This is a genomic window from Roseivivax marinus (assembly GCF_900109705.1).
GTDB lineage: Bacteria > Pseudomonadota > Alphaproteobacteria > Rhodobacterales > Rhodobacteraceae > Roseivivax > Roseivivax marinus.
Genome location: NZ_FOAI01000002.1, coordinates 296,521 through 309,263 on the forward strand (window position 1 = coordinate 296,521; position 12,743 = coordinate 309,263).

Genomic DNA, 12,743 nt, shown 5'->3' on the forward strand with positions numbered 1-12,743 from the left:
CTGCGGGGATCTAGGCAGCAGTCGCTTAAGGGCAGGTGAACGGCCGTCCTGCGCTGGTGCCCCACCGCCTTGCAAAGCGCGGACCCGTGGCTAGTCTCGCGCCATGACCGAAGCGCCCCCGCCGCCCCCCTCTCCCGATGCGCCCGCCGATGCCCCGACCGCCGAGCACCGGTTTCCCTGCGATCAATGCGGCGCGGACATGCGTTTTGATCCCGGCGAGCAGATGCTGCATTGCGATCATTGCGGCCATACCGAGCCCATGGCCGGCGCCGGCCCGTGGGAGGGCGGCCTGCGCGAGCTCGACTTCGACGCGGCGATGCGCAACCTCCTGCCGCTGCAAGAGATGGAGACGACCCGCGTCTCGCATTGCCCGAGCTGCGGCGCCGACGTCGAGTTCGACCCCGGCACCCATGCCGCCGAATGCCCCTTCTGCGCCACGCCGGTGGTCACGGACACCGGCGCACACCGGCATATCAAGCCCCGGGGCCTGGTGCCCTTCGGACTCTCGGAGACGCAGGCGCGCGAGGCGATGACGCGCTGGCTCGGCGCGCTGTGGTTCGCACCGAACGGACTTTCGGACTACGCGCGTAAGGGGCGGCGGATGCAGGGCATCTACGTCCCCTACTGGACCTTCGACGCCGATACGCGCTCGGGCTATGTCGGCGAGCGCGGCACGATCTACTACGAGACGCGCACCGTGATGCGCGACGGCAAGATGCAGACCCAACGCGTGCAGCGCATCCGCTGGACGCCCGTGCAGGGACGGGTGCATCGCTGGTTCGACGACGTTCTGGTGCTGGCCTCGCGGTCCCTGCCGAAGAGCCACACCGATGCGCTGCCGCCGTGGGACCTGTCCCAGATGGAGCCCTACAAGCCCGAGTTTCTTGCCGGGTTCCGCGCCGAGGGATACGGCGTCGATCTGCCGGACGGCTTCGCCGAGGCGCGGCAGGTCATGGACCGCGAGATCGCCAAGGCGGTGCGCTTCGATATCGGCGGCGACCGCCAGCGCATCACGCGCATCGATACCGACGTCTCGGACGTGACCTTCAAGCACATCCTGCTGCCCGTCTGGGTCGCCGCCTACAAATATCGCGGTCAGAGCTACCGCTTCGTGGTCAACGGCCAGACCGGCCGGGTGCAGGGCGAACGGCCCTGGTCGGCGTGGAAGATCGCGCTCGCGGTGATCGCGGGCCTGATCGTCGCCGCGGTGGTGGGTTTCGTCGCCTCGCAGGGCTGAGACTTGCGTCACGGGGGGCCGACCGGCATATGGTTGCGCTAACGAAGCCGAGGAGGAAGGGACCGGAATGATCCTGTGCTGCGGCGAAAGCCTGATCGACATGCTGCCGCGCGAAAGCGCCGCGGGAGAGCCGGCCTTCGCGCCTTATGCCGGTGGCGCGGTGTTCAACACCGCCATCGCGCTCGGGCGGCTGGGGGTACCGGCGGGCTATTTCGGCGGCCTGTCCACCGACCTCTTCGGAGAGCAGCTGGCCGGCGTCCTGGCGCAGTCGCAGGTGGATGCGGGCTTCTCGGCACGCAGCGACCGGCCCACCACGCTGGCCTTCGTGACCCTGACCGACGGGCAGGCGCGCTATGCCTTCTACGACGAGAACACCGCCGGACGGATGCTGACCGAGGCCGACCTGCCCGAACTCGATGACACGGTCGCCGCGCTCTTTTTCGGGGGCATCTCGCTGGTCTCCGAGCCGGCGGCCGACACCTACGCCGCGTTCGCGGCGCGCGAAGCCGGGCGGCGGGTGATCATGGTCGATCCCAACATCCGCCCGGGCTTCGTGCGCGACGCCGCGCGGTATCGCGCCCGGCTCGACGCGCTTCTCGGCGTCGCGGACGTGGTCAAGTTGTCGGACGAGGACATGGAGTGGCTCGGCGTCGCGCCGGAGACGCTGCTGGCGCGCGGCACGTCGTTGGTCTGCGTGACCCGTGGGGCGGAAGGCGTGGACGCGATCACTGCCGCAGGCACGACCCGGGTGCCGGCGCGGCCCGCCATGGTGATCGACACGGTGGGCGCCGGCGACACCTTCAATGCGGGCCTGCTGGCCGGGCTGTGGGAGGCCGGTCTCCTGCAGCGCGAGGCGCTGGCTGCCGCGCCGCTCGACGCGCTCGTCCCCGCCGTCGCGCTCGGGGCGCAGGCCGCCGCGGTGACGGTCGCGCGCGCCGGAGCCAACCCGCCCTGGAGGACCGAGCTGTGAGGGCGCTCCTGCAACGGGTCAGCCATGCCTCGGTCACCGTCGAGGGGGCCGTGCTGGGCGAAATCGGCCCCGGCCTCCTGATCCTTGTCTGTGCCATGCACGGCGATACCGAGGCCGAGGCCGACCGGCTCGCCGCCAAGATCGCAAAGATGCGGGTCTTCAAGGACGACGAGGGACGGATGAATCTCTCGGCGGTGGATGCCCGCGCCTCGGCGCTGGTGGTCAGCCAGTTCACGCTCGGCGCCGATACGAAACGCGGCAATCGGCCCGGTTTTTCCAGCGCGGCGCCCCCGGACGAGGCGAAACGTCTCTACGAGTATTTTGCCGGCCGTGTGCAGGCCGAGGGGCTCCCGGTCGCCATGGGCCGCTTCGGCGCCGACATGAAGGTGGCATTGGTCAACGACGGCCCGGTGACGATCTGGCTCGATACGGCGGAGTGAGGCGTCGCGTCTCGCGCGCGCACACCGGCCTTGGGTGTTTCCCGATCGACCAACGCGCGGTCCCGCGACGGTGAGCATTCGGGGCCCGTTTCGGACATCCATAAGCGGCGTCACCGGAGCGGAAAAGCGGGCGCACCGCGCGCGTTGCTCGGACCGGCCATGTCCCTGACCAACGCACAGGAACCCGCGTCCGGCGACCTGCCTTCCGCTGTCCCTGCCTTCACCCGCTGAGGCCCTGCTGACGATTGATCTCTCCATCGCGCCGGATGCCAAGGGACGGCGGGAGGGGCGATGGCCTCCGCAAGGAGGCCGAGCGTCGTACCGGCGGCCCCATGTCAGGGCTCGCGCAGCGCCTCGCGCGACTTGTAGAGCGGCTTGGTCAGGTAGTGCAGCACGGTCTTGCGCCCCACCTGCAGCTCCACCTGCGCCTGCATCCCCGGCCGGAGGTCGATCGCGCCGGGAGGTTCGGTCAGACGCACCGTGACCCGGTAATGCGCGCCCGCCTCGGGGCGACGCTCGTCCTCGAACGTGTCGGCCGAGACCACCTCCACCCGGCCCTCCAGCGTGCCCCAGATCGTGTAGTCGTAGGCCGAGAGCTTCACCGTCGCAGGCTGGCCCGTCTGGACATGGGCGATGTCCTTGGGCGCTACCCGCGCCTCGACGAAGACGGCGTCCTCCGCCGGGACGATCTGGAGGATCTCCTCGCCGGGGCGCACGACTCCACCGATCGTGGTCACCGACAGCGACTTGACCACGCCATCCATCGGCGCGCGCAGCACCGTGCGCGACAGCTGGTCCTCGGCCGCGCGCAGCGCCTGCCGCAGGGTGCCGAGTTCGGCCACCGTCTTGGCATGAGCCTCCGCCCGGGCCAGCTCGGCCTGGGTCACGATCTCGTCCCGGCGCATGACGGCATCCGCATGGGCCTTGCGCGCACGGGTCACCTCGATCAGGGGCGCGGCGTTCTGAGCGTGCAGGTCCTCCAGCAGCCGCAGTTCGGTCGCGGCCTCGGTGGCCACCTTGTCTGCCCCGCCGGTGCGGCGCGCCACGTCCTCGGCACGCGCCGCCAGCAGCGCACGTTCGGACGCGGCCATGTCGGGATTCGCCTCCTCCAGCGCCGCCGGCACCGCCATCTCGGCCGCCCCGGCCAGTTCCGCCTCGAGCCTGAGGCGCCGGATCTCCAGCGCGGTGATCTGCTCGGACAGGTCGTCGACCTCGGTGCGGTAGCGGGTGGCGTGCAACCGCGCGACCACGTCGCCCTGCGCGACCCGGTCCCCCTCGGCCACCTCCAGCGCTTCGAGGATGCCACCCTCGAGGTTCTGGATGATCTGCGGCCGTGACGAGGACACCACCTCGCCGTCCGCGCGCACGATCTCGTCGAGGCCCGCCACCGCCGCCCACGCGACGAAGGCCACCACAGCAAGCGCCACCAGCCGGATCATCCGAGACGGTCGCGCCAGCCGCACCGCCATCTGGCCCGGAAGGTCCGCCGCGGCGCTCATCCCTGCCCCCCGGCGCGGGCGAGATGGGCCAGAACCTCGTCGCGCGGCCCGTCCACAGCGACGCGGCCCGCCGACAGGATCACCGTGCGCGACGCCAGCGACAGGATCGGCACGCGGTGCGTGGCGATGACCGCAGTGCGCCCCTCGAGCCAGCCCTCCAGCCGCGAGATCAGCGTTTTCTCCAGCGTCTGGTCCAGCGCCGCCGTGGGCTCGTCCAGCAGCACCACGTCCGGATCCTGCAGCCAGAGCCGCGCCCAGCCGACGCTTTGCCGCTGGCCGACCGACAGCCCGGCCCCGCCGTCACCGATGGCAAGGTCGAGTCCCTTCGGATGCGCGCTGACGAACGGCCCCAGACCGGCGAAGTCGAGCGCCGCCAACAGCCGCGAGTCGTCGGTCTCGAGCAGCGACAGGTTCAGGTTCTCACGCAGCGTGCCCTGGAACAGCCGCACCTCCTGCCCCAGCATTCCGATGCCCCGTCGCAGGTCCGCGGGGTCGATCTGCCCGACCTCGGCGCCATCGATCAGGAGCCGCCCTGCCTCGGGGGTGTAGAGCCCGGACAGAAGCTTCAGCAGCGTCGACTTGCCCGATCCGTTCGTGCCCATCAGCGCCACGCGCTGCCCGGGCCGGATCGCGAGAGCCTGCACGTCGAGGACCGGCGGGCCGTCGTCGTAGCGGAAGGTCACGCCCCGCAGATCGAACCGCCCCTCGATGCGGTCCCGCCGCAGGTAGCTGCGACCATCTGCGCGGTCCTGCGGCGCGTGCGCGATCTCGTCCAGCGCGCCGAGCGCCGCGCGCACGTTGCCCCAGCGCGCCAGCAAACCGGCCAGCTGGGTAAGCGGCGCGAGCGTCCGCGAGGTCAGGATCCCGGTGGCAATGATCGCGCCCACGGTGAACTCCCCGGCGAAGACGAGGTAGGTGCCCGCGACCACGGCGCAGACATAGGTGGCCTGCTGCACGCCCTGCGCCCAGAAGGTCAGCGCCGCGGTCAGACGACGCTGATCCGAGCTTTTCCACGCCTGCACGGCCACCAGCTCCTCCCAGAGCCGGCGAAACCGCGCCTCGCCGCGGGCGCCCTTGATGGTGTCTAGCTCGCCCACCGCCTCGTGCAGGAGACGCGACTGGCGCACGCCCGCGCCCTGCATGTCCTGCGTGAGACGGATCATCCGGCCCTGCAGCAGCAGCCCCGGCAGCACCATCAGGACGCCGCCCGCGACCAGCACCCAGACGAGCCCACCGGCGATGGACCACACCAGCCCGAGAAAGATCAGCAGGAACGGCAGGTCGGTAACCGCACCCACGGTGGACGCGGTGAAGAACTCACGTACCGAGCCGAAATCGCGCATCGCCGAGAACAGCCGCGCGGGTCCGCGCGCGGCGGCCTCCGAGCGCATCGCCAGCAGTCGGTCCATCAGCCGCGCCTGCACCATCACTTCGATCTGCCGTCCCGCGCCATCGAGCAGTTGCGCCCGCGCTGCCTTGAGCAGCCCTTCCAGCACCAGCGCGAGCGCCGCCCCGCCCGCCAGCACCCAGAGCGTCGCCTCGGACTGGTGCGGGATCACTCGGTCGTAGACCTGCAGCGAGAACAGCGCGACCGCGACGGCCAGCAGGTTCGCCACCATCGAGCCCAGCGCCACCTCGCCGAAGATCCGGGTGAAGCGGGGAAACTCGCCCCAGAACCAATGCCGGGTCCCGGCGCGGGCTGCATGGGTCTCGGCCAGGCGGTGCAGAGTTGTCTCGGCGGTGACGATCGTGCCGGCGAAATGCGCGTGAAACTCGTCTTCGGGGACGGTGGTGCGGCGCCCGCGGGCCTCGGCGTCGTGGATGTGGATGGCGCCCGCGTCTACCTCCAGCACCAGAACCGCCTGTCCCGACGACATCAGCGCGAGCACGGGGGCTTCGGTGATTTGCTGGACCGCACGCACCTCCGCTGCAAGACCGGCAGCGGAGAGACCCGCCGCCAAAACCGGACCGTCATAGCTGTCATCTGCCCCGGCCGCGCGGGTCAGCGCCTCGAGCAGATCGGCGCGCGGCCCCTCGACCCCGCGGAGACGCGCGAACAGGCGCAAGAGGTCGGCCCGGGCCTCTGCGCGCGAACTGTGGCGCGCGCGGACAGGTGCGGCCCGGGTCTCGGCGCCCCCGATCGCGTGCAGGGTCGGCGCGGTGGCGACGGGCGCGGTCACAGGCTGCGCCCGTCGAAGAGAACGCCCAACCGGTGCGCCAACTCGATCTCGGCCCGAAGCGCGCGATGGTCGAGCGCGATCGCGGTCTCGGCGGCGGAGGCATAGCTTTCGTAGACGCCCACGAGCTCCATGACCGTGCGTCCGCCGCCCTCGTACTGGCGCTGGAACAGGTCGAGGTTCGACCGGGCCTGCGCGACCAGAGCGCGTGCGTTCCCGGCCTGCCGGACCAGCGCGTCACGGTCTGCCCGAAGCGCTGCGACGTCGCGCGCGGCGGTCGCGCGGGCGTCGGTCACCACGCGCTCGGCTGCCTCGCGGGTGGCCTCGATTGCGGCGAGCGACGCGCCGGTCCCAAGCCCCAGCGCCTGCGCGGTATCGAGCCGCAGGCCGCCCGCCACACCGCTCCCATCGCTGCGGGCCGAGACCCCGAGGCCGGGGAGGTGACCGGCGCGGGCCATGTCGGCCTCGGCCATGGCGCGGGCGCGCAGCGCCTCCGCTTCGGCGACGGACAAGGGTTCCGTGCCCTCGGGCAGTGGGCCGAGGGTGCCGGTTCCCGCAACCATTGGCCGCGCGCCATCAGCCAGCGCGGCCAGCTCCGCCTCGGCGCGGTTGGCGTCCGAGCGCGCCCGGTCGCGGTCGGCGGCGATGTCGGCCAGTTTCTGGCGCAGCACGGTCAGGTCCGACGGGTTGGCGACACCGCCGGCGGCGCGCGCGCTCATCACCCGCTCGAACTCGGCCATGTCGACATGGGCCGTGGCGAAGTGATCCGCCGCCCGCCGCGCCTCGAGCCCCCGCAGGTAAAGCAGCAGGCCGTCGCGCACGCGGTCGTTGCCGTCCTGCGCAAGGCGCACCGCGGCGGCCTCAGCCTCGGCCCGGGCAAGATCGCGCTCGGCCCTGCGCCGACCGTTGTCGAACAGCACCTGGTTCAGCACGAGGTCGGTGACCACGTCGCCCAGCGAGGTCAGCGACACCGATGGTCCGAGCGTCGGCAGCCAGTTCCGCGCCGCCGCGCTCTCGCGCAGCTCGGCCACGCGCAGTTCGGCCTCGGCGACGCGCGCGTCCGAGGCCATGACAGCCCGCGCCACCTCGGCATAGGGCGTGCCGGGCACGAGCACGCTCTGGCGCGCCGACAGTCCGGCGATCAGGGCGGATCGGGAGGCGGCTGCGTCACGCTCCTCCGCCACTTGCCGGGCGGGCCTCTCGCTGCCTCCCGCGGCGAAGCGGCTCACGCCCTCGGGCACCCAGCCGGGCGCAGTCGCGCCGGAACAGGCCGACACGAGTGCGCCCAGTCCGAGCGTACCGATGATGCGAATGCCGATGCGGCCGGTGGCGATGGCCATGTCTCCCGTCCTCCCCAGAGGGCGCCGGTCCGCGGACGGACCGGCGGTCTTGGTTCAGATGACGACGTGGGTGATGTCGTCCTCGATCTTAAGCGTCCCGTCGCCGAGGGCGTAAACGTTCAGCCCTTGGCCGTCCGCCTCCGTCTCGGTCCCGGTCGCCACGGCGCCGGTCGCGGTCACGTCATCGTCCACCCCGCCGCGCACGGTGAGGGTGTCGTGCGCCTCACCGGTCAGGGCGGCGAGCTGCGCCTCGGTGATGCTGAGCGCGCTGTCCTCGGCGAACTGGAGGTCGATGGTCCCGATCTCGAACCGCGCGAGCGTGTCGGCCAGCGTGTCGGTCATCGCCACGTCCGAGGTCGTGGTGTCGTCCACCACGAGGTAGGTCCCCACGACGTTGCCCGCGTCGTCGGCCGCAGTGATGACGAGATGGGAGCCGTCCGGCACCACCTCGCCGAAGGCGAAGGCGGTCTCGTTCAGGATGGGAATGTCCACCGAGACAGCCTGCACCGGGTCGACGCTGGTGTCGCCGGTCACGTGACCGATGGAAACCTCGGCGTCGGTCGTCTCGATCGAGATCCCGCGCAAGCCAGTGTGGTCGCGGGTGTAGCTCTCGACGTTCGGGGCATCGGGCGCGACGGTGTCGATCTCGATGCCCTCGGTGACCGAGCGGGTGTTGCCGGCGGCGTCCGTCGCCTCGACGGTGATCGGCACCGACAGCTCTCCGCGCGGTATGCCGGCCGCTGGAATGTCCACGGTCCAGGTGCCGTCCGCGCCCACCGAGGCGGCGTAGCTGCCGCCGGCGAAGGAGAAGCTGACCGACGATCCCGCCTCGACCGTGCCGCCGACAGTGATGCCGGCGCGCGCCTCGGCGGCGTTCACGGTGCCGTCGCCGGTCACCGTCTCGCTGTCGAGGGTCAGCGGAGAGACCTCGGTATCCACGCGGAACGCATGGGAGGCCGTGGCGCTGTTGCCGGCGAGATCGGTGGTCGTGACCTCGGCCACGGTGTCGTAGGTGCCGCGCGGCAGTTCCGCGGGCGCGAAGCTCGCGGTCCAGCTTCCGTCGGCCTCGACGATGGCGGGCTTGGTCACGCCGCCCAGGGTGACGAGGACGGTGGCGCCAACCTCGGTCGTGCCGGTCAGAACGATGCCGTCGGCCCGCTCGGCCGCGTTCACCACGTCGTCGCCTTCGAGCGGCTGCGCGGTGATGCCGAAGTTCTCGACCTCGGTGTCGACGCGCACGCTGTCGGTGCGTGCCAGGCTGTTGCCGGCCGCGTCGGTGATGCGCGCCGTGATCTCGGCATCGTAGGTGCCGGAGGCCACCTTGTCGGCAGCGAAGGTCGCGGTCCAAGCGCCGTCTGCGCCGGTCGTCACCTCCTGTGCCATGCCGGCAAGCGTTACGGTGACCACGGCGCCGGGATCGGACGTGCCGGTCAGCACCACGCCATCCGACGCCTCGGCCGCGTTGACGATGTCGTCGCTCTCGACCGGGTCGGGGTCGATGGTCAAGGTGCCAGCGACGGTGTCGATCACGACCGCGCGGGTCACCGTCTCGGTGTTGCCGGCGCGGTCCGTGGAGGTGGCGTCGAGCGTCGCGGTCAGTTCACCGCGCGGAACCGCGCCCGACGGGAATGTCGCGGTCCAGGAGCCGTCGGCGGCGACCTCGGCCTCGGCCGTGGTGCCGTTCAGGGACAGGGTGACGGTGGCGCCGGGTTCCGTGGTGCCGGTCACGGTCAGGCCCGCCGCGCGCTCGGCGGCGTTCACCACGCCGTCTGCACCTCCGATGCCGCCGTCGATCGCGAAGTTCCGCACGAGCATGTCGACGTCGATCTCGCCCTCGGCGGTCTCGGTGTTGCCGGCTGCGTCGATCGCAGTGGCGCGGATGGTCACGATCTGCTCGCCTTCCGGCAGGTCGGTCGCGTCGAAGTCCACCGCCCAGCTGCCGTCCGCCGCCACCGTGACGGTGCGGCTGGCGCCGTTCATCTCGACCGCCACGGTCGCGCCGGGCTCGCCCGCGCCGGTCAGCGTCACGCCGTCGGAGCGTTCGGCGGCGTTCACCACGCCGTCGCCCTCGACCGCGTCGTCGTGGATCGAGACCGAGGTCTCGGTGTCAACGACCACCGCATCGGCAATCCGCGTGGTATTGCCGATGGCGTCGCTTGCCGTGACGATCAACGGCTCGGAATAGGTGCCCTCCACGATCACGGTCTCGGAGATGACGACGCTCCAGCCGCCTTCGGCATCCGCCACGGTCTCATGGCTTGCGCCGCCCACGGTGACGGTCACCGTCGCGCCGGCCTCGGAGGTGCCCGCGATGCGGACACCGTCGGATTGGTCCTCGGCGTTGACCACGTGACCCACGGCATCCGTGCCCTCGCTGATCTCGAGCGGCGGCGGTGTCACGTCGATCAGGATATCGGGCCGCGCGAGGTTGGTTGCGGGTCCGCCCTCCTCGAACACGGTGACGCGCGCGACGTGGTCGCCGTCCGGGGGGAAGCTGTCGCCCTCGAACACCACCTCGTAGCGGGCACTTTCGGTGGCCACGGTGGTCTGCGTCTCGTCGCCGATGGTGACCGTGACGGTCGCGCCCGGCTCGGCATCGCCCGAGATCACGATGCGCGGGGTGTCGGCCTGTGCGATGCGGATCGGCACGTCGGCGTCGTCGATGGTGGGCACAACGCGTGTCGTGCCGGCGTCACCGGGAGTGTCGCCGGACGGCTCCGGGGTCTCGGACGTCTCGTCCTTGGCCGAACCGCCCCCGCCCGCGGTGCCTCCCGCGGTCTCCTCCTCGTCGGAGGTCGCGGGCGTCTCGCCGTCGTTGCCGTTGTCGCTCGCGGTTTCCTCGCCGCCGGTGTCGGTGTCGGGCCAGCCGGTCGACGTGCGCCCGCCCTCGCCTTCGTCCTCCGAGGTCTCGTCGTCGTCCTTGTCGTCGTCTCCGCCCTGCAGCCCGGCGCCCAGAAGCGCTGCGCCCCCAAGGCCCGCCGCACCGAGGCCAACGCCCGATCCCAGTCCGCCGAGGCCGAGAAGACCCGTCGCCATCATGCTGACATCGTCATCGCCGGTCGCGGCGGCCTCGACCACCTCCACCTGCGGCGCTCCGTAGAAGACCAGCGCGTCGGACGGGCTCCACTTTTCGCCGGTCGTGACATGCTCGTACTGCGCCAGAAGGACGCCGCCCGCCGCCTCGTCGAAGCTGACTTCGTAAAGAGCCCGGTCGGCCGACAGGTAGAGCGTCCCGTCAGAGCCGAAGTAATCCTCGACCACGATCACACGGCCATCGGCCAGCGTGATGAGCAGGTCATCTCCGGAGCGATCGAAGCCGCGCAGGTCGGCCTGCCGAAGGTTTAGGGACATATCCGCGCCGGGGCGGCCGGAAATCGCGAAGCCCGTGGCATCGTCGCCCACGACTCCCCGCTCGACCGCGCCCACACGGGGACGGACAACGAAATCAATCGTTTTCATGTATTACACCGCTACTGCCTCGTGGCGGCTGATTTTTTCGGATGCCGCCTGTTCTATGTCAGTTCGCTACCCCAAAGCCGCCACATTCTCCAACGGGCTTTCGGCGGGGTGCAGCGGAGACGCCCGGGCTTGTTGCGATTTGCCAACAGGGCCGGAAAAGGTGAGCAGAAGCGGTTAACCTTCAGCCTTTACGGGAAATATCGAATCTTCGCGATGTTTGTGCACGGCCGAATATCGTGCTGTCAGATCAGGGGACGCGGGCGCGGCAGCTTGCTCTCCACGAGGCCCATTTCCTCAAGCGCCTGGATATCGTTGACGGTCAGCCGGCCCTCGCTCCAATTGGCGATCTGGCGTTCGCGCAGTTTGGCCAGCGTCTTGTTGGTATGCACGAGCGAGAGGCCCAGCGCATCCGCCAGGTCCTGCTGACGGTAGGGCAGCGGCACCGAGCGACGCTCGTCCATCTGCAGCGCTTCGAGCCGACGGTAGATTCGCGACAACGCCCAGCACATGCTCTCGAACGCGGATTTCTGGCCGATGGCGGTCAGCGCCTCGCCGAGGAATCGCTCTTCCGAGGCGGCGATCCACGTCAGGTCGTAGGCGCGAGCGGGGAAATTGCGAAAAAGCGACCAGAGCTCGTTTCTGTTGAAGACGCAGAGCGTCATCGACGTGGTGCTGTCGACGCTGTGGGTCATCTGGTTCATCACGCCCGCCTGCAGGCCGATCAGGTCACCGGGAAAGATGAAGCTCAGAACTTGTCGCCGCCCGTCCTCCAGCAGCTTGTAGCGCAGACCGAAGCCTTTGAGTGCAGTGAAGATTTGCGGCGAGCTCGATCCGGCGGACAGGATCGGCGTGTCCGGCTGGACGGTCATTTCGCCGACCTTGAAGCGCTCCATGAAGGCCTCCTCGGCCTCGCTGAGCTGCTGGAACAGCGGGAAGTTCCTGATCGGACAGAACCGGCATTTGATGGACATGATTTTTCCCGCTCGTATGTCACAGTTTAATGCGGCGCAGTCTCGATCGTTCCAAAAGCACCCCCAAGACGACGAGTCCGAAAGGGAATCTCAAGGATCGGGCAGGAAGCGACGGTTATGCGATTCGTATTGCTGAGCGAGGATCGCGTGATCGCCGAGGATGCCGCGGCGATCATCAGGGATGTCGAGCCGACGTCCGAGGTGGTGATCTGCGCCGATCTTGCGAAGGCCCTCGACCACGCCCGCGACCCGGTGCCGCCGGTCGCGGTGGTAATGGTCGAGCCACGGCGTGCGCTGGACGGTCATCCGCTGACCCTTCTGGCCCTCGCGCGGGGCTTCCGGGTCCTCGTCATGTCGGAACAGGACGCGGCTCTGCCCGCGCACGTATCGGAACACGTCCGGAGCGCCCCGATGCCTTTCACATCGGAGAGCTTCGGACTGCTGATTTCGCGTCTCGTTCGGGACAGGTCGCAAGGCTGAGGGGCCACTGGCGGCCTGGACCGGACGGGCGTGGAAGCGCAAGGGTCGCATCCCGCCGGTGCGGCCCTTGTCGTTTCCGGGGTCCTTTTTTCCAGATTGACCGGCACCGGTGCGCGCCAGCGCAGGGGATGCCTGCGCGCGCACGAATTGTCCGCACCAGCCCAGGGGCT

General features: G+C 70.2%; 9 protein-coding genes. 4 read left to right on the forward strand and 5 right to left on the reverse strand.

What is annotated here, in order from left to right:
* Window positions 1-103 precede the first annotated feature (103 nt).
* The 3 genes from BMX29_RS04085 (at window position 104) to dtd (ending at window position 2,647) form a co-directional block, all read left to right on the forward strand.
* Window positions 104-1,237, forward strand: coding sequence for a TFIIB-type zinc ribbon-containing protein (locus tag BMX29_RS04085; RefSeq protein WP_092810608.1), 1,134 nt, complete (start codon window positions 104-106; stop codon window positions 1,235-1,237).
* A 67-nt stretch (window positions 1,238-1,304) separates the two neighbouring features.
* Complete coding sequence (locus BMX29_RS19400; protein WP_092810610.1) at window positions 1,305-2,207, forward strand: carbohydrate kinase family protein; 903 nt, start codon at window positions 1,305-1,307, stop codon at window positions 2,205-2,207.
* The gene (dtd, locus tag BMX29_RS04095; protein WP_092810612.1) at window positions 2,204-2,647 is read left to right on the forward strand and encodes a D-aminoacyl-tRNA deacylase; all 444 of its coding nucleotides are present in this window, start codon (window positions 2,204-2,206) and stop codon (window positions 2,645-2,647) included. Before BMX29_RS19400 ends, dtd begins: the two co-directional genes overlap by 4 nt.
* A 335-nt stretch (window positions 2,648-2,982) precedes the next feature.
* Here the strand turns inward: dtd and BMX29_RS04100 are convergent, their stop codons facing one another.
* From BMX29_RS04100 to BMX29_RS04120, 5 genes are all read right to left on the reverse strand, one after another.
* Complete coding sequence (locus BMX29_RS04100) at window positions 2,983-4,146, reverse strand: beta-barrel domain-containing protein (RefSeq protein ID WP_092810614.1); 1,164 nt, start codon at window positions 4,144-4,146, stop codon at window positions 2,983-2,985.
* On the reverse strand, window positions 4,143-6,326 hold the full coding sequence (locus tag BMX29_RS04105; protein WP_092810616.1) for an ATP-binding cassette domain-containing protein: 2,184 nt from the start codon (window positions 6,324-6,326) through the stop codon (window positions 4,143-4,145). Before BMX29_RS04105 ends, BMX29_RS04100 begins: the two co-directional genes overlap by 4 nt.
* Window positions 6,323-7,663, reverse strand: coding sequence for a TolC family protein (locus tag BMX29_RS04110; protein ID WP_092810618.1), 1,341 nt, complete (start codon window positions 7,661-7,663; stop codon window positions 6,323-6,325). The genes BMX29_RS04105 and BMX29_RS04110 overlap by 4 nt, the downstream gene beginning before the upstream one ends.
* A 54-nt stretch (window positions 7,664-7,717) precedes the next feature.
* Window positions 7,718-11,122 (reverse strand): Ig-like domain-containing protein, encoded by a 3,405-nt coding sequence (locus tag BMX29_RS04115; RefSeq protein ID WP_139196916.1) that lies wholly within the window; start codon window positions 11,120-11,122, stop codon window positions 7,718-7,720.
* Window positions 11,123-11,364: 242 nt separating this feature from the next.
* Window positions 11,365-12,093 carry a Crp/Fnr family transcriptional regulator gene (locus BMX29_RS04120; protein ID WP_092810622.1) on the reverse strand — a complete coding sequence of 243 codons (729 nt, stop codon included), beginning with the start codon at window positions 12,091-12,093 and terminating at the stop codon, window positions 11,365-11,367.
* A gap of 117 nt (window positions 12,094-12,210) precedes the next feature.
* Between BMX29_RS04120 and BMX29_RS04125 the strand changes: the two genes are divergently transcribed.
* The gene (locus BMX29_RS04125) at window positions 12,211-12,573 is read left to right on the forward strand and encodes a hypothetical protein (RefSeq protein WP_092810624.1); all 363 of its coding nucleotides are present in this window, start codon (window positions 12,211-12,213) and stop codon (window positions 12,571-12,573) included.
* Window positions 12,574-12,743: the final 170 nt, after the last annotated feature.